The sequence below is a fragment of the Microvenator marinus genome (genome assembly GCF_007993755.1).
GTDB lineage: Bacteria > Myxococcota_A > Bradymonadia > Bradymonadales > Bradymonadaceae > Allomicrovenator > Allomicrovenator marinus.
Map to the genome: position 1 here is coordinate 2,394,047 of NZ_CP042467.1, position 19,692 is coordinate 2,413,738.

General features: G+C 57.3%; 4 protein-coding genes. All 4 read right to left on the bottom strand.

What is annotated here, in order from left to right; all coding sequences use genetic code 11:
* A complete protein-coding gene (locus tag FRD01_RS09980; RefSeq protein WP_146959249.1) occupies positions 1-933 on the bottom strand; it encodes a hypothetical protein in 933 nt (310 codons plus the stop codon).
* Between the two features lie 138 nt (positions 934-1,071).
* On the bottom strand, positions 1,072-3,303 hold the full coding sequence (locus FRD01_RS09985) for an acyl-CoA dehydrogenase family protein (RefSeq protein WP_146959250.1): 2,232 nt from the start codon (positions 3,301-3,303) through the stop codon (positions 1,072-1,074).
* Positions 3,300-4,142 (bottom strand): rhomboid family intramembrane serine protease, encoded by an 843-nt coding sequence (locus FRD01_RS09990; RefSeq protein WP_146959251.1) that lies wholly within the window; start codon positions 4,140-4,142, stop codon positions 3,300-3,302. Before FRD01_RS09990 ends, FRD01_RS09985 begins: the two co-directional genes overlap by 4 nt.
* A 73-nt stretch (positions 4,143-4,215) precedes the next feature.
* A complete protein-coding gene (locus FRD01_RS09995; protein ID WP_146959252.1) occupies positions 4,216-19,644 on the bottom strand; it encodes a MopE-related protein in 15,429 nt (5,142 codons plus the stop codon).
* Positions 19,645-19,692 lie beyond the last annotated feature (48 nt).

Consider the following 19,692-nt stretch of genomic DNA (forward strand, 5'->3'; position numbering starts at 1 on the left):
TCAATCCCTGTTGGGTGGTAGGCATAGTTTGACATCTTCCGTGACCTGAACACAGCCTAATCCACCTACACAATCCTCGGGTGTATTACACCTCTCTATACAAATTTTTCTGCCTTCCGGGTCGTTTGGAATCTGACCGCAGAAATCATCTCCACAAAGAGAATCGCTGTCTGTGCAATCCAACGTACAAAACGCGACTTCAAGAGTGAGTCTCAAACAAGTGCCTTGAAAGCCTCCGGCGCAATCAAGCCGACTTTGACACACATCCCCTACTTCTCCAGTGCCCGTAGCTGAAGGAAAGCATGCCTCTTGCATGCCCAGATTCACTTCTTCGTATCCTTGGCGCCCATCACACGAGTTCGCCAGACAGAAGTCTTCCAAACACACGCCAGAGTCACAGTTTTCTGGACCGATGCACCTTGTGCTGCAGTAGCCACCCTCGTACCCAACTGAGGCATCGAGGCAAATTGCGCCGTTACCACCGGCACAGTCTGTAGTTGTGGTGCATGCCTGGCCCACGGCAGCGGGGCCTTCTCCTCGCGGCCAACACTCCTCTTTGGTGTCTAGATCGAAGTCGAAACATCCGAATCCCGGGCGTTCACACGTGTCCTCGCAGCTCCGGACGCAGATTCCGTTGTCTCGTGCATCTGTGAGTGCGCAATGCGCTCCCGCTGGACATCCCGTGTCGGTGTCACATGGTGCGTAGCAGTAGCCACCAGGCATGCCTAACGTACCTGGCGTAAGACAAAGGTTTGAAGCGCAATCGGAGTTCGCCTCGCAGGCATCTCCAATCTGTTTTGGAGCGGCTACTGTACCGTTGTTGGTGGTGACAGTCGCATTATTGGTATCAGCGTTGTTGGTATTTGTTTGCTGCTCAGGCGGTGGCTCGATGCAGCCTAAGCACAGACAAGCGGCGAGTAGTCTCAACTTCATAAAGACCTTTTTTGCGTCAACGAGGGCTCTGTCCTCGTTGGTGGGTAGTGCAGAATTAGAAAACTTCCAGAATACTAGAAGAATTCGGGTTCAAAGACCAACCCAAGAAAGAGGAAGAGATTGGGCTCTTGTAGACGATCAACCCGGAGACAAGGCGTCTACAAGGTAGACGGCCTGTGGGCGAATCTCGTCACAAAGCAAGTTGACCTGCTCGCGGATAGCGCGCGCTTTCGGCCCGCTGATATAGCCCTGCTCCTGGAACCATCCCGAATCCTCGTGGATGGTATTGAGCGCATAAAGCGTCAGCAGACGCTCGAGCTCGGCTTTCAGCGCCAAGTCCTCAACGCGGTCCACGGCGCGCGCAAATGCCTCAGAAACCACACGGTCTGTGTACGCATGTGCGGCTGCCACAAGGTGGTCAGCCATCGAGTCGAACGCATCAAAGGCGTTCATCTTTGCCATTCGACCACGCAGACGATTGACCGCCGAGAACACGAGGTCATCTTCGCGATACTTCAGGGCCGCCATGAAGAACTCACGACTTCTCAAATGCGTTTGATCGGCTTGCCGGGTCACAACGGGGTTAAGTTGTGAAACTGCGGTTTGCGCCATCTTGCCAATAAAACGCGCAACCCCCACCACACGCTCCTCGGCAAACTGGCTCTGGAAATTGGTCAGCAAGGATTTTGCGACCAACAAAGAGAGCACTGTGTTATCGCCCTCAAAGGTAGTGAAGATATCGGAGTCTTCTTTGAGCGACGCGAACCTATTCACGCGAAGATACCCCTGCCCGCCACACGCTTCGCGCGAGGCCTGAATCGTATCCGTGGCATGCCAGGTAGCGGCCACCTTGATCGCCGCCGCCAGCGCCTCGATTTCACGCTTATCTTCTTTGTCCTGATCCTCAAGGTACTTCTGCACCAAATCGTGGCCGGCGAAGGTCATGGCGTAAGTCTTAGCGAGCCTAGGCAGCAGCCGAAGCTTATGAGTCCGGTAATCTAGAATCGGCACTTCGGGGGCGTTTTCAGGACCAAATTGCCGGCGCTGATCCGAGTATTTGATGGCGATATCCAACGCGGTTTTGGCCGCGGTATTGCCCGCTGCACCCACTGCAATTCGACCCCCGACAAGGGTGCCAATCATGGTGAAGAAGCGCCTTCCTGGGCTTGGAATCTCGGTATGGTAGACGCCCTTATCGTCCACTTGTGCATAGCGGCTGAGCAAGTTCCCACGGGGCACACGCACCTGGTCAAAGTAGATAATCCCATTATCAACACCATGAAGCCCCATCTTCTCGCCACAATCCTCGATGCGGATACCCGGCATCGGCTTTCCATTCTCGTCTCGAATCGGTACCAGGAGAGCGTGAACGCCATACGACTCGTCACCGATCTCAAGCTGCGCAAAAACGGTAGCAAGGGTCCCATGGAGCGCGGCATTCCCGATCCACTCTTTGCGCGCCTCACGCCGCGGTGTGTTGACGATAAAGGAATCAGTCTCCGGCTCGTATCGCGCCGTGGTCTCCAGGTCGCGCACGTTTGAGCCGTGCCCGAGCTCGCTCATCGCGAAACATCCTAGAAGCCGCCCAGCCGCCACATCAGGCAAGTATTGCTGGCGTTGCTCCGGGCTTCCCAAGTGGTAGATGCTTCCGCCAAAGAGCCCGAATTGAACTCCAAACTTGACCACGAGCGAGAGGTCAAAGCTCGCGAGCGTTTCGAAAATCGTGACAAAAGCCCCCATATCGCTCTCGGAGGTCACGCCTGGGTATGCGTAGGTTCCAAGGCCATGACCCGCGATTTCTTTGAGCCATTCCAAGACCTGCTCCCGCGCCTGGGGCGTGGACTTTGTGTAGTCGTAGGTAAATGACTCGCCTTGAAGAAAAGAGAGCACTTCGTGCTTGAGCTCAGCGTAGGGTCCGTCCAAGACCGTCTTCATGGCCTTCACATCAAAATTCGCGGATTCGCCCGAACGCTCGCGGTCATGACGCGCATCTTGGATGATGTCCGCCACAGAGTCGCCGGCCAGCCCAAGAGATACCTCCAGTTCGGCGAGTCCGGCTTTCGAATAATCATCCCCAGCCAGGGCTGCCCCTAGCTCGGCGAGCCCCAACCGCTCGGCATTGGAGAGTGATTTCGAGCGCGCCTTAAGTTCGCGCGCCAACTTCAAAAGCTGAGACGTGCTTGGAGGATCCTGAGGATTGAGCCATGTTTCCAAAATCGCGCGATCATTCTCTGGCAAGAGCTTAGCCTTCGACTTGATCTGAGCGATTTCGTCGTCGCTCAGCTCCCCATCGGCCCAGGCCACGTAGAGCATGGGCATCCAGGCCGTCAGGTACTTGCTCGAGAAAATCGCGTCCAAACTCTCAGTCATGGCTTCTCCACTAATTCAGGGTAACAGGTCTCGAAGGCGCTCTGGTCTTTGGTGCACTCGGTAACCTCAGCGGACCATCCAGCCAGCATGTAGACAAGGCTCAAGGCGAGTGCCCCAGACAGAATACTTACGCCGTGATTCTTACGCGGACGGTGCCGCGTGTCCAGATATGATCGCATAAAAAGCGCTATAACTCCGCCACTTAAGAAACCGCCTATATGAGCTGCATTGTCAAATGGGATGGCATCTAGGAACCCGATTCCGATCCCGAGAACGATCCAAGGCATCATGCCAGTGGTGAGCGAGCGCGAAACCCGAGGCGGCAGCTCGCGCCTAAACTTCATTCCAAAGACGCCGAGCGCCCCTGCCAGGCCGTAGATCGCACCCGAGGCACCTCCGCTCGGGGCATCGGTGAAATAGACGCTCGCGAAAGCACCCACCAAACCCGAGAGCATATAGATGATGAAGAGGCGCCGGCTTCCATAGGCCTTTTCCAAAAGGCGACCTAGCGCGAACAACCCCCACATATTGAACAAAATATGCGCGAAGTTCATATGCACGAACATGCTCGACCAAAGCCGCCACCATTCGCCCTCATGGACGTGTGTGCTGACTTTCATGCCAGTGTAGAAGAGCAACTGCAGCGGTGAGAATCCTGGAAATGCCGGCGCGATGTTCTCAAAGAGGAAGAGCCCAAAGACAAATGCCGCCACAAAAAGCGCGACATTCACCGCCAGGAGCCACCATACCAAATGGTCTGGGTGGCCGAGCACTCGCGCGAACACGAGCTCCCTGTGGATCGCGTTGAAATAGTCTTTGGGGTCTTGTGCGGTGGACAAAATAGGGCTCGTCAAAAGCTCATCAGCCGACGAAGGATAAACACACAAGTGACCAGCGGCAAGGACTACCGCATCAGTCTTGGAGGAAATCGGTAACGCAATTGACGTATGTGGTTCCCGTAATCACGGGCTGCGGGTTCACAGCGTTTTGAATGCAGACTCCGAAAGACTCGACCGTATTGTTTGTGATGGTGGGTGCCACGCCGCTCGTACCCGTGACGGAGATACCCACCTGTTGACCTACCGCTGCGTCCACCGCACGGATGGTATTGTTTAACGCTGAGATCACACCAGGGGAGTCAATTCTGAGGGTCGTGTATTGCGTAAAGCTAGCAAAATCGAATTCCAAGGTAGAGTTCTGAACCGTGCCGAACGAATTCTCGAAGAAGGAAATTCTCATGTTGCGCAAGCTCACACCATCTGCGGCGAGTTGGGTGGTATCCCGCATATAGAAGTTCCTGAAAGTCCCGGAGGAATTTCTAAACGCGGTGCCTGGTACGAGGGTGGCACTCACAGTATTTCGGAAGTCAAAATCGCCCGTAGCCAGCCACTCGGTTTGGTGGTCTGACTCGAAGAAATCGAAGACATAGGTGCCACTAGAGATGAAACCAGGACGAAGATAGAAGCCCTGGCCTAGCTCCGAGTTCCAATTGTTGTTGGTCGTCGTGAACGTATGACCGTCGAGAAACGCCTGGAACGCAAAGTTTCCGGCGATATCGCCGCTCTGAATCTGGATATCCAGGTTTCGATAATCGAGGCTTAGCCCGGTTTCATTGGTCTCGGTCCAGATCACCGTGGAGGTCAGCGCGGGATCGTTGTCGATGATGGTGACGCCGTCAAAGATAAGATCGGCATTACGCCTCATATCGGTAAATCGCGTGTAGTTTTCCCAGACGCCACCGGTGATTGTCGCCGCGGCGAGACGCTCCATCAGCACGCCATAGCTCAGGTCGCTTCCATCGAGGTTCGTCACTGTTGAAAGTGAGTTGTCGCCCCAGAGATGCAGCCCCCCGATATTGCGAGCGCTATTCCCGATCATGGTTGAGTTTTGCAGCGTGAGCGTGGAGTTGTGTCCGATCGAAACGTAGTTTCGTCCGACGGCGTCCGCTGAGACCTGGAACGTCGCGCCATCAATAGTTGCACCTCCGCCATTAATCGGCGCAACGGTAATATTCTCAAGCAGAGTGCCCGTCTCAATCACGACGCTCGCGTTTGTTGTGGTGGGACGAACGAGGCGCACCTGGGTCGGCTCGCCCCTTAAAGTCACTCCGGACGCAATGGTGAGCTCGGAGCCGGCTGCGACCTCAATATCTCGGTCGTAGAGCGTGAAGGTGGACTGCCCTCCCAAAGGCGCAATGATCGCGGTGGCCGCATTGAGCGGCCCTCGGATCACAACGCCCCTTCCCTGCTCGCCGTTTGTATAAGTGAGGTTTGAGACGGTAGATGGAGTGGCATCAAAGTCGTTCGGCGTCAGAGCGAGTGGAATATCTTCCGGGCCAAACGTGAAAGAAGCGCTCAAGAGATTTAAGTGCGAGTTCGCTCCGGCATCCAACATGATGATGCCGTAAACGACCCGCTCAGACTTATCATCCACAAAGGAGTTGCCGCTTAGAGGGTCGAGTTTGGCGTCTTGCTGAGCCACGATACCCGCGTTGGAATCCTCAAAAAGAGACCCACTTATGCTCAGGGTTGCCGTGTTGGTCGCGTGTGCACCCCACTCCAAACTACGGAATGTGGAATTCGCCACCGTGACGGTTGAGCTACCTTGTGCCGAGACCCCTCGGTGCAGCCTTTGATTGGGGTTCGAGAGCTCAGCAAGCGACTCAAAACTCGACCCTGTGATGCTGACCACCGCACTATTTGTAGCCGTGACCAGAGCGTCGTTCTGAGTGATGCGATTCACACTCATGACCACGTTTTCGAGCGAGCCCTGGTTTCGGATCACCATCCTCAGACCTTCAAAGACAGTTGAACTGGCATCGAGAAGCGCCCCTGAGGTTGCCTCGATGTACCAATTGACGTCCGGGCGAGTTGAGATGATGGAGGTGTTGGGAACAAAGGTGATCGAACCGCCGAGTTGCCGAATGTTCCCGGATACGTAGATATCTGTAGCTCCCGGCAGTCGAGCGGGGTCAATCGTATTGTCCGAACCATTGCCAGTCCCGTCCAAGAGCCATTGGCGCTCAAGGGTAAGCCCGTTGAACGTCGTGCCCGTGAAGATGGAGCCAGTAGTGGCCGAGAAGTTGTCGGGATTGAGGTAGACACCCGAGTCTAGCGAGGTCCCAGAGATAGCCGTGTTCAAAATGTTTGCGGTACTTGTTGCCCGGTAATCGTAGAATCTCATGGCGGAGCCTACGTGGCCGGCGTCCGTGAGGTCGATGGTGTTTGCGTCGGCCTCAATGCTTGCAAACCTCCAAACGTCGAGCCCTAAATCAGCGTCAAACACTTCGTTGCCGTAGACCTCTGCACTTCCATCCACACGAATGGCCGTCGAGGTGTACTCGAACCGATTGTCCACGAGCATGACGTTTGGCCCAACAACCCTGACCCCATCTTGAACACGTGGCACCAAGTTTCGACCCACAAAATAGTTATCCGCAACCCAGCCGCCGTTGGCGATATCCAAAAGAATTCTGGTGCGGGTATCGGTGCTTTCAAATCGTGTGAACTCAGCAAATACCGAACGGACATCAAACGCGAGATTTGTAACTCGACCGCTTCGAATCACGACGTCTGCGCTCGTGATCGAAAGCAAAGAGCGGGTCCCGTCGTCGCTGCCTACAAGGGTTGTGCCTTCGAACCAGGTCTTTGAGCCTGGCTCAAGCCGATATCCAAGCCCCTCGAGCTGCGCAGCTCCGACATCAAAGGTCTGACCGATCGCGATTTGAAGCCGGTTTCCGTTGCTGAGCGGCGAGCGAACGCGAGCCCCATCGTCAACCCTCAAGTACCCGGTGGACACGATATCTCCGTCCACCACATATTCACCTTGCGGAAGGAGGACGTTGGTCAGGGTTCCCATCAAGACCACGGGCGCGTCTGGGTCGGCGGAGGGGGTTGCGCGGCACAAGACGAGGCCCTCGTAACAAACTTCGTTACCGGTGGCGCTAGCGCCCACGGCGCAGGTTTGCGCGGGGTCTGTGCCCTCGTCAATCTCACCATCACAATCGTCATCGAGACCGTTGCAGACCTCAGCGCTGGTGTTCTGTGGGTCGCACGTTGCTGGCGCGGGCTCGCACCGATGAGTGGACGACGCACAAATCTCACCTGCGGCACAGGTGGTTGGATCGCCAAGTCGGCACCCGGAAGCGCACCTCCCAAAGCCGTCACAATATTCGCCGGTAGCGCATTCCGTGTCGGCCGCACATTCGGGCGGCGTGGGCTCGCAAGTGCGACCAGCCGAGCACTCAAAACGAGGCGGGCAGTTATCCGGCGCCTGCCGGCAGCCCGCTTCACAATAGCCTGAGGCACTGCAGAACGAATCAAACGCGCATTCAGCGTCCGTGGTGCAATCAAGACTTCGGGCTTCGCATCGCCGCAAGCTAGGGCTGCAAAGTGCGCCGGATCCACAGCTATCGGGGCTCGTGCGGCACCCGACTCTGCAGAAACCATTCGGATCGCAGTACTCGTCAGCCAAACACGCCGTGTTATCCGTGCACTCGGTCGGAACCACGATACATCCGCCTTGGATGGTGTCGCAGATTTGCCCGCCGGGGCATGGAGTGGCCGGATCGCGACAATCATCGGTCTCAAAAAAGACCTGGATATCGCGCAGTACGGGCTTGTTCTGAGCATTCGTGGACGTGAGCTCGAACTCCATCTCCAGGTATCTCAAGTCGGGAGGCAATAAGTTGAAGAGGTCCACAGGCGAGCTCGGGTAGTAGACTGTCCAGGGCTCCTGCTCGAGTTGGGTACGGTCCGCACTAGCGCGCACACGCACCTCGACATTAGCGCCAGCTGGCTCAAATGCAGTCCAGGTCAGGGCACGGAATCGCACCTCTTGTCCCGCATCGAAGATATGCCGCCATGTCCCTTCATTCGCCGTATAGTTCAGGAGCTGAAAGCCGGTGTTATCGCTGTACGAATAAGGACTTACACCCTGAGACGGGTTGTCGTAGCGGACGATGCTATAGCTCCCGAGCGCAAGTCCGTCCGGTCGCATCTTGATAAGACCGCTGGAGCCGCGTGCGATTCCCCAGAGATTTCCGTCGCTATCAATGGTGACGCCGCGGGCGGTACTTTGGTCCATGAGTCCCGTGGCGGCATTTCTAATTGAGAAAATCTCCCACTCTTGAGTACTTGGGCGGAACTTCCCGATCGAGCTCGAGTTGTAGCCCGCGGCGTAGACCGAGCCATCGAGACCTACAACCATACCGGTGGTCAGGCTGAACGGCTGGGCTCCTGGGTAGATATGACGCGTCCACGTACTCGTGTCCGGGTCGAGGTGCCAGATTCCATTCGAGTAATCGGCAAACCAGACGTCATCGTTACCATCCACGGCAAGGCCGTAGCGCGTGCCGCTCGGCCCACAATGTGTCTGGGTGACAGTGGCCGTTTGAGTGTCCACTTCGACCGAGCAATTGCTTGTAAAACCGCTTGTGAAGAGGCGCCCCTGGCTGTCGATGACCACGCCGTAGACCGCTTGATTGACCGGGACGACGTTGAGTACGTTGCAATCCGTGTCCACCTGAACAACCTCGCGGGCTTGCCACGTCCCGAACCACGCGTGATTATCGGAATCCACAGCCACACCGCGGACAAGGTCGGTGGAGCTTCCTAGACGAACCTGACATTTCAGACACTCATCAGCAAAGACATCGTCCGGTCCGTTCACGACTTCACCGCCGGTAATCCGTCCATCACCGTTCAAATCGCGTGAGGTCTGAATGACGCCGTCATTGTTACGATCGATGCAATCCGCCGGATTCGCGATGATGTAGGAGGCGAGCCCATCTCCACGGTGGGCGACCCACGCGTTACCCACCAAATCCACGGATGTCCTCGAAGGGTCATTGCCGATCCACATTCGAGCCTCTTCGCGGCCGGTTCGGGTATTCCATCGAGACGCGGTGTTTTCGGCGCTATTCGGAACCCAGATAGAGTTTCGGCTCACAGAACCTTGACCGAGCGTCACACCACCGTCTGGAGCCGGGGCTACCGTGGGATCTGAGAACCCGCTTTCACCTGGGAAAATCTGTGATTCTCCGCACGGTCCGCACGTTCCACATCGGTTGAGGGCGCCTTCGTCCACGTCTCCGTCACAGTCGTCATCCACACCATTGCAAATCTCGCGCGGCGCGCTGCCACACGTCCCGCACGAATTCAGAAGGGTCTCGTCGGTCTGGCCATCACAATCATTATCGATGTCGTCGCAGACTTCTTCGGCTGGAAGAATCTGGTTTTCGCAACCGCTCCATTCACCAGCCACACAGGTTTGTGCTCCGGCACGGCACATGCCAACATTTTGCGTATTTTGCGGACCTTCGTAGCACGGTCGAGTTTGGCCTTCTACACAGGTATCCTCACCACAAGCGCCTTCGTCGATGACGCCGTCACAATCGTCATCGAGGCCGTTACAAGCCTCTACGGGTGGCGCTCCGCAAGTTCCGCAGGCATTGAGCACACCATCGTCAACGATTCCATCGCAGTTGTCGTCTAGTCCGTTGCATGTCTCAGATGGCGTTGGTCCGCACGTGCCGCAGGCGTTCAAGAGCTCTTCATCCACGTCGCCGTCGCAATCGTCGTCGATGCCGTTGCAGGATTCCGTAACGCCTGGGTTTTGCTCAGCATTTTGGTCATTGCAGTCGGGACCAAGGCAGGCTCGGCCTGCGCCATATCCGTCACCGTCTTGGTCTACGCAGATATTGGAGGGCACGCAAGCACTTGCACCACCGGGGAAACGCTCACACGTCCAGCCCTCGTCGCAAGCGAGCAGGTCACATTCTCGTGTACACACGCTGTACTCTGGCCCTTGAAGACAGATGCCGCTGAGGCAATCGTCGTCTGCCTCACAGACTTCACCGATCGTGCCGTTGCTTCCCTGATCGGGGCTCATATCGGGTTCGGAATCAGGACCAGAGTCCTCATTGACTCCTTGGTCTGCCTGGTTGTTGGTGGTCTGGTCCGGGCTCATGTCCGCCATATCTGGGGTCTGCATATTGTTGCTGGGCGTTGATGTAGTGTCATCTCCGCAACCCACCATGAAGGCCAAGACCACACACGGAATCAACTTCTTGAGGCGCTCACGGATTTTCTTCCTACGAGGACGGAGCCCTTGTAGACAGATGAGCAAAAGGAGCAGCGCGCCTGGCTCTGGACCCGACCCCGACGAGGCGCACCCGCAGCCATCGTCCACCCCATCAGGCCTGTCGATCCCCGAGTTGGTCTCATTGTTGGTCCCAGGCTGATTGTTGGTCCCAGGCTGATTATTGGTCCCGGGCGGGTTGTTGTCCGGATTTGGGTTATTCGTCCCAGGCGTCTCTTCCTCAGCTTCTACGAGCCTCAAGACCCCAAAGTCTTGGACTTCAAACGGCTCGTTTACACCCTCGGCCCACATCCAAAGCTGGCGAGGACTCTGAGGTTCAATTGCGTCTCGCATCGTGGCGATGAGCCCGAACTCTTTGCCGAGCTCAAGCCCGTCCACTTCTTCGGAGTCGAGCGTCCAACGGAGCACTGATGTTGCGCCCTCAATCCGGAATCCGATCTCACCAATATCGGCAAACTCGCTATCTGGAGTCCGTTCCACACGGCCAAGCACCTCACCATCTGAAGCCAAGATAAGCTGCAGCGCGTCTCCAGCCTCCTCGGAGTTATCTTCGACCACAAGCTCGATCACGAGCTGGCGAATACTCCAAGACGCTCTCACGAGGCCGCCGATCAAGGGACCACCGGAAACATATCCAAGCGGTTGGAATTCAAGCCGGCTTGTCGGACCAACCAAATGCTCAAGCTCTTCGACCTCAGGCGCCAAGAGCTCAAGGTCTCGCCAAAGCGTAACGGCGGCTTGAGCCAAGAGCGCCCCGTCTGCTCGCATCTCCAAGAGGTACATACCCGGCGGCAGGCCGATGGTCTCAACGGCCAGAGTGCCGCTTTCGGTGGACTGTGCAGCCACATCGACCGCGCCTTCATAGAAGGGCTGCGCCAGTCCACGAGCCTGAATGGTGACCTCGGCCGACTCATCAATCTCGCCCGGATTCGCAAGCTCCCACTCAAGATTAATTGCATCTTCCACACGTACACGAGGCTCGACCACCTCTAGAACGCCGGTCAGCCTCGTGCCGATCATAAAGGAATCTTGGTCTGTCAAAAGCCTTGTGTTGCCTGCAGATACGGTTGAGACCACCTCACAGCGTCCCTTCACGTCTCCTTGCAAGGTCCAGAGAAGAAGCTCAGTTTGTGCGGAAGCTGGCTGCACGGGGTCGAACACAAAATCGGCCTCGAACTCCGGTGGCGCAACCTCGTTGCACTCCACATAGGTCCTGACGCTCAGCGCCCCAAGGCCCTGAAGTGCACTCAAATTGGTCACGCGGTGCGAAATGCCCACAATATCTCTCGATGCGTAGACAGCTTGGGTTGCGGACACATCAAAGAGAAGCGCATTCGCCGCCACCGTGTCCGATGTCAGCGGATTGCAGTCATCGTCCACAAAATTCCCCGGAATCTCGGGACTAGCCGGATTGACCAAAGGATCTTGGTCATCACAATCTTGAAGCGTGCAGAAGCCATCCTGGTCTTCGTCGGCATCACAAACCACCTGCGCTGGCTCCACGTCTACGACCCAGCTCTGTACGGCTGAAGCTCCGCCCTCGTCCTCGACGGCAATCACGAACGACGCCTGCCCCTGCCCTTGAGGAGTCCAACGCACGAGACCATTCGCGCCGACGTTAGCACCCGCGGGACCACTCACCAGACCAAATCTCAGGGACGTGCCCTCAGGGTCTGTGGCTTGGGCTTGATATTCATAAACGTTGCCAACGCCAGCATCTGTGAGGGGAATCGAGATAATCTCGGGCGGGAGGTTCACGCAGTTCGAAGAGATCAGTCCTTGGGGACCTTCACTGAACTCCAGCAGCTCACCGCTCGCGTCCACGAGCCTCAAGATCCAGGAACGCCCTTCCCCTTCAACTACCTGGCTGGAACCGCTGAGCCCCACGTCCTCAAAGGCTCCAGGCTCAAGGTCTTGGGACAATTCCACCTGGCCAAGAACGTTGGTTCCACCAGCGTGAATCTCTACGAGTTCCACTCTTGTGTAGCGCGAAAGATCGGCACTTCCGGCACTTCCAATGCGTGCGCTTGCGGAAACCGCAGTGGAGCACGAGTCAGTGTCAAAATTCACCCTATCTAAAACAGCTTTAGCCGCTTTGGGTTCGGACCCAAACGCCCTCAGGAATTCGCCCTGATCAAAGTAGCGATCGCCACCGCCAAAGAGCTGCACCATGACCGGAGAAGACGCCAAAATCTCAACGACCTGAGAGTCTGGAAGAATGAGCTTAGAGAAGGGCTCGAGCGCGCTCGAAACCGCATCAACACTCACGCTCACGCTTCGTGGACCGTTTAGAATCACGCTATCGCCGCCATCGTTTTGGAGCGTTGGGATCACAAAATACTGCCCTAGCCTTCCTGCGGTTTGCGTGATGTCCTCCCCCATAAAGTCTACAGACGACGCACCCGCTCTGGACATGTCGCCGGCGAGCAAAGACACGGGTCCTGTGGCGCTGAGGTGGAGGCCGTTGAGATTGCCGAAACCGGTCTGGAAGAAGATTTCTCCGGCATTTATCGTGCCGGAGACGAGCTGGCTCGAATCTTCACGACGAATGGAGAAATCCACGTCGTCGTAGGCCATAATCGCCACCGAACCGCCATTGGGGCCTCGCGCACGTATATTGAATCTGAACTCGGTGCCCACATCGCCCGCGGCAGCAAGCTCCCGCGCAGCGGGTGGTACAGCAGACATTCCCGTGACTGACGCCGAGTGCACCACCACGTCTGCCGTGGACACGAGCTTGTAGATGGTCTCCTGGTTCAGTCCTTGAGGCTCCCATGCCTGCCCCTTGAGCAGTCCGAGCATTCCCAACGAAGTCCCGAACTCGTCTTCGAGCTGAACCGCCGTATCCTCAAGGGCCACGACGATGACGCGGTTGTTCACGGTCAGGGTCGGGGTCCAGATCAGGAATTCTCGGCCGACTCGGTTTCCTTCGACATCCTGGTGGTAGAAATCACCGCCAAAATCATCCACGAAGATTTCGTGATTTAGATACGCCTGAACTGGCCCAGAAGTCTGAATCACAAATGCGTCCAAGAGTGGCTCGAACACACCATTAACCTCACTTCCCACATCCACCAGAGTCGGCACTTCCGCTTGAAGCTCGCCCGAATCGAGCACCACGCCTGTGGCGGCATCAATGACTTGGAACTGGGTGGCGCGCGAGGCAAGGAGAGTCAATTCGGATGGCTGGTCCTGCACGCCAACGTAGGTATTGACCAGCGGGACGTCGATCTCGGTGCTAAACCGGGTGTTGTTGGTTTCGTCGGATTCGGTCACAAGATCTTGGGGGTCGACCATGGCAAAGACCACATTGCCATCAAAGGCCACCGCCGCATTCACGCTGAAGATCAGGGTCTGCGATTCACCCGGCGCGAGCCCGGAAACGGACTCGAGTCCAAAGAGCGTATCTTGCGCTCCAAGCTCCTCAAAGAGCTCCACTTCTGTTGGCCCAGCGGTCGAATCACCAATATTGGTCACCACGACGCCTACGCTCCCGCTAATTTGTCCCTGACTCCAATTCGCCTGAGTCATATCAAAACCGCTAACCACAAGGTCCGGTCCAAGGGCTTGTGCGCGCACATCGACCAAGAAGCGATGAGGGGTCTCGGCGCCAGTACTGTCTTTGGCCACTATCTCCACCCAATGCTGCCCGGCATCTCCAGCCGTTGGGGTCCACGTAAGGGTCGCCTCGTCTCCACTTGGGCTGAAGGTCATCCCGGCCGGCAATGCGCCAGCCTCCCAGACCACCGTATCGCCTAAGTCTTGGTCCTGGGCGCGAGCTACGTAAGTCCATAGTTCGCCGGCAACAAGGCGTCGATGCGGACGCGTGAGCACTTCTGGAGCCGTGTTCTGCAACGAAACGGGTGATACGTTCAGCGTCCAAGTCTGAGTGGCTGATGCACCCCACCTGTCCGACGCCACAAGCAGGACCTCGAACTCGCCCGCACGAAGCGGCTTTCCGACAAGTTCACCGTTCAGGAACTTAAGGCCCGGCGGGCGAACCAAGGCATCCACAAACACCGTGTCACCGTCAGCGTCAAAGACCTGTGGCGAGTAGTTAAAATCAGCTCCTACGCTCGCGGACGTGGGAGCAGAAGAGGTGAACACAGGGGCCGTATTGGTTGATGGCGGCGCGTTTGCTGGCTGAACGCCAAGGGTCACCACCGCACGATTATCCGTCTCATCCAACTCGCGAACCACATCTTCGGAGTCCGCCTCGAGGGTCAACACGTAGGTCCCAAGATAGGCGGTGGTGTCTAAATCGATCGAAAGAGGGAACGACTCACCGGCCCCGAGCTCAGGAATAGCAACGGTTTGAAGCACCGTCTCAGCGTCGAGCCCTCGGCGAATCTTGAGTTGGGCTTGAGTCGCTGGAATCTCGGCGTTCGACGTGTTGACGATCGATCCCGACAAGGTTGCAGGCACGCCATTGATGGCAGGTGATGCGTTTAAGGTCGCACCTAGATTCGGGAGCGCCGTGAACTCGGAGAGCGAGTTCCCGAGCGCCGAAACCGCCTCGAGGCCGGCGCACCCATCGGCGGCAAGCGCTGCTAGGGCGGCATCTACCTCAGCTTCGAGCTCGCTCAGGCTACGCTGTGCCGCGAGGTTCTTAAGAGCATTGAGCGAGGCAACGAGCCCGTCAACTCGGGCCGGGTCGCAGCCCTCGAGCGCCTGATCTTGCGAAAGCCCGACACCCAACGTGGCAACCGCAAGCCCTCGGTCCTCGGCGGCAATAAGGTCAAAGTAGGACCCCAAAATCCCTTCCATCTCGGGCGCACTCTGCACCAAAACCATCTGAGCTTGCGGTCCCGAAAGGCCACGCTCGGCCTCAAAATCCGTGGGCGCGACCTCAAAAATCACGTTATGAAAGAGAGGCAAAGTCGTCTGTCCAAGTGCCCCGGCCTGAAAGGTAATCGGCACAGAGATGGTTTGCCCGGGTGCAACTTGAGCTCCAGGCACCGAAACCTGTGTGAAGATTTCGGGCTTTGAATCCACGAGTAGGACCGGAGCGCGTGCCGCATTGCCCGTGTTGGTGAGCGCCACCTCTACCGCCACGCTTTGGCCCGGATTTACGAATCGCTGACGTTCCTGAAGCTCAACTTTCCAGCCTCGAACATCCGGAACCACATAGGTCCAATCAAAGTCGTGTGATTGTGCGCCTTCGGCAGCAAATGTCACCTGCACGGCCTCTTGTGCCGCCGGCCACACCCCGACGGGCTTCATCTGGAAGCCGATATAGACGGTTTCTCCCGGCTCGATGCGTACCTCTTGACCGGCGAGGTCGGCACGCATGCTTGGATTCGAGGTCTGAGCGTTAAGCGTGTACGTTTGTGGCTGAGGTCCAAAATGCGTCAACTCCAGGAGACGCGCGGTCTCGCGAGCCCCGTCAGTATCCACAGAGTGACGCAAATCCTCGATGACTCGCATGGTCAAAGTTTCCGAGGTTGGCGGCTCAAACGTGTAGACCACCCACTCGGAAGCCTCGAGCCCTTCGGAGCCTCGCGCTGAAACAGCCACCAATTTGGGACCAGACTCAGCGCCCTTTGCGGCCTTGATTCTAAGGTTCGTTCCGCTCCACGAAAGCTCCACATCCTGAGGGCCCTGAGCGCTGAGCTGCCAGTCGCCGGCGAGCGAGGTCTGAAGGTTCACTGAGACGTCTACGGGCAAGTAGGTGGGGCCCGCAGGCTCGGAAACCGTAAGCTGCGCCTGATGCGCATTCGTAAGGTTGATCTCCACGCTATCAGCGCTCGCCCCGGCCACGACCTTGATGCTTCCGCTCGCCCCAGCGAGCGAGAGTCCGTTGGTCACGGTGACCGTGTTTTGACCTACCTGAACTTGGCCGGAAGCCTCTTGCAGCCTCAGGCCTGCGTCGGTCAACGCGTAGGTGGTTTCCGCAGCCCCGAGCGCGCCGATAGCGAGCGTGTTGGCGCTCAGAGCACCCTCGGCTACGAAAAGCCCCGTCTCAAATTGGTCGGTCCCAAAGCCGAGTCTTCCCGAACGCACATTCTCAAGAATGGCCCCTTCAGCCTGCGACCACGAAAAGCTGGCGCCGTTTCCTGCCGCCCAGACGAGCTCGGTATCCTTGAGGGTCGCGTCACCAAATGCGATCAAGCCAACCGGCTCTTGGATCGCACCATGATAATGTGCGGCACGCAGTGTGCCAGAAAAAGCGGTCTCAGCGGAGGTCACCGACATCGTGTTTTGACTTCCAACCCACTCCAAATCTTGGCTTCCCGCACTTGTTCCGTCTTGCGTCAGTGAAACACTTGAACCAGCCAGTCGATTCACCAATGCTGCCTGAGGTTGAGTGCTTGAGTAGACCACATTTCCGGTTCCAAATACCGTGGTCGTGTTGGCATTTAACGTGCCGGACACATCCACTCTTGGCAGCGTTGCCAGAGCGCTGATTGTGGTAGTCGCCGCGAATCTATCGCGCGCATCACCACCCACGGGAGCCATAACGCCTACGGGCCGAGGTGCGAGCACCGGGTCGGCGAGCACCCCGTTGAGAGTATCTTGGACCTCCGACCATCCCTTGATGAAGGCGCAAGCACCAGTGATCATGCCCTCAAACGGCAAAAGCGTGAACGCATCTCCAACCACTTCACCAATACCCCAGCCTGCTATACCCACGACGGGTGACGAACACTCGTCGAGGGACCCACCAAAATTGAACGACTGAATCATCGTGCTAAGGAGCCCGTCCACCGCGCTTGACCAAGCGGGTGAGGCCAGCTTTTGGCAAACGCCAGTGAATCCAGCAGCACAGGTTCCGGCTGCGGCTACACCGAAGTTAATGAGGCTATAGGAGTATCCAAGGAAGCCCAAAATCCCTTGAATCATCGAGTCACGCGAAGGCCCGCAAGGAATGATTGCGGAGCACACGATAGATTGAAGAAGGGTGGCGTAAGAGAGGAGCGCGCCACCAGCACCGGTGTCGATTCGACCAAGCAATGCGCCGTCCTCGCCCACTTCGAACCAGGCCGAACGAGGCTCGGAGTTCACCATAATCGGCCCGAGTGGAGCCACGATCGCATCTCCTCGCAAAAGCGCCTGTCGCATGCGAATTCGCGCCTCCGCCGAGACCCCAAAATCAGGCGAGTCCACCACCGCAAGGCCCACAGCACCTGAGAGGTATTCAACGCTGACACCTTGAGCCTCTGCCGCACTGAGAATGGTCTCCGCGGATACGAGCCCATTGCTCCCAAAGCCCAACGCCATCACGGCCGTTTCGGCCTCACTGGTGGCCGCACCATAGGCCATTCGGAACTTGTAAGAATCACCGCTCGCGGCGCCATCCTTCCCGACGGCCTCCATCCGCTCGTGCATCAAGTCGATGCCATAAGTCGCCTCAAGAGTAGCGGGCTTGATGCGTGCAAAGGCCGACGTGACGCGAGGTTCCACGTTGTAAGGAACCTGTTGCATCGCCTCCGCAATACGGTCGTTTCGCTCACCCATATTCGAAGAATGAAGGGCCCCCATCGCGCTTGTCAGCGCCTGCGCATAGACCTTGAGTTGCTCAATATCCTCCGAATCCACAGGAGCAAGAGGGTCGAGCAACTCCTTTGCCTGAGCGTTTGCCTGAGCCTGATCACTGATCGTGTTTAGGACCTGAAGGGCGACTGACGTGGTGCGCGAAGGAAGGTGCGAAGCCTGCACCAAAAGCGTGGTCATATCCACGGCATCGAGCACCCGTTGCTGAAAGTTGATGTCTAGATTCGCCGCCTCGCCGTTTCGAGCGTTAAATCCCACTCGATCAGCAAGACTCTGCACCAGTAGACGCCCCTCTCCCTCGCTCTGGCCGGGCCCAAGAAGCTCGATTCCAACCCATGCGCTAGTCACGAATGTATTGGCAATTCCACCACCAAAACTCGAGACCAGCTCCGAATAGGTCTGCCCTTCAATGCGCTCGGATGCTTCCAATCGCTCTAAGTCTCGCACCTCGATCGCCGGCGTGTAATGCGCCTCAGCCGAATAAAAGACCATCCCAGAGCCTCCCGAGGTCTCTACGGTATGAGAGACGATCACGGGCTTTCCTACGAACTCCGCAGCACCACGAGTCAACGACAACGAAGGCGTCTTGAACTCGAGCCCTCCGCCAACAAAAGCGGGAGCCATCTCTTCATGGTAAACGCTGATCTTGACGCGATGCCTAAAGGCCTCGGGAATCGTATCAAACTCCTGCCCACCTGACCCAAACACATCACCGATTTCAGCATCTTGAAACGACGGATCCAAACTCACCCAGGCCTCGTTAATCCACGCTTCTACCCACACATGGTCTCCCTGAGCCCATGTCACGACCTCCGGTGGTGCGGAATCCGCCCAGACCAAGTCTTCCAAGTCCTCGTCGCTCATGGCCAGTATGGACGCGACCCGTTCCGCGCGGCTCTGACCCAACGCAAAAATCTCGAAAGGTGCCAGAAGCGCCAAGGCCACATCTGGAGCGGCCTTGAGCTCGGCCGCACTCAACGACACACCGGCGCGCGAACCGTTGGAGGCCAAGGCCTCGGCCACCAGTTCTGCCTGACGGTCGGTGTTCAATGTACCCACCTGATATCGCGCCGGAATTCCCGATGCTTGAAGCAGGGCGAGCAGGAGACTTGCGCGGTCTACGCGATTCGCTCGCATGCCGTAAAGGGCGCCTCGTGCGCCGTGCAGCGAGCCTTCATAGAACTGATGTTCAAGGGATGCTGCGAATGCCAGAATCCGGGCCACGTCGCCTCCCAGAACTCCTGCCTGATGCAAAATCGCCGGGTCGTTGGGATCCGCATCGGGACCACCCACAAGATTTTGTGCTGGGAAACCCTCCCCCGCCAAGGACACGGTGCGCCCCGAGACTTCGGTCCGCACTCCGGCGAGGTTACCCACAAGGCGCGCGCCCTCGAGCACGATCCCCTCCGCCGAGTCCGCAACCAGCGTGAAATCAACAGAATCCCCAGCCGGGAGATCTCCGAGCGGCCAGAAATAGCTAGCCCCGCTCTCAGTTGGTTGAGGATGCGCCCGAAGTATATTCTCGGAGTTGACCACCACAAAAGCGTTCTCGAGTGTGTTTGGCCCTTGATTCTGCGCCCGGATCCGAACCTCGAGCCCGTCTGGCCCGACATCATCAATCACCCATGCCGATTGCGTGATCTGCAGAGACAAAGACTCCGCCTCTGCGATCGAAACGCTCGAAAACACAAACAATACAGCCGCCAACACGGCAGAAACGTGCGAAAATAGGGTGGTTGCCCTCATAGAATCCCCTGTTCAAAATCTATCCAAGTGAAGGGGGAATAGACGTTA

What these genes read in the sequence shown, in the direction of transcription:
- FRD01_RS09980 (WP_146959249.1), bottom strand. Translation starts at nt 933, where the DNA reads ATGAAGTTGAGACTACTCGCCGCTTGTCTGTGCTTAGGCTGCATCGAG.
- FRD01_RS09985 (WP_146959250.1), bottom strand. Translation starts at nt 3,303, where the DNA reads ATGACTGAGAGTTTGGACGCGATTTTCTCGAGCAAGTACCTGACGGCC.
- FRD01_RS09995 (WP_146959252.1), bottom strand. Translation starts at nt 19,644, where the DNA reads ATGAGGGCAACCACCCTATTTTCGCACGTTTCTGCCGTGTTGGCGGCT.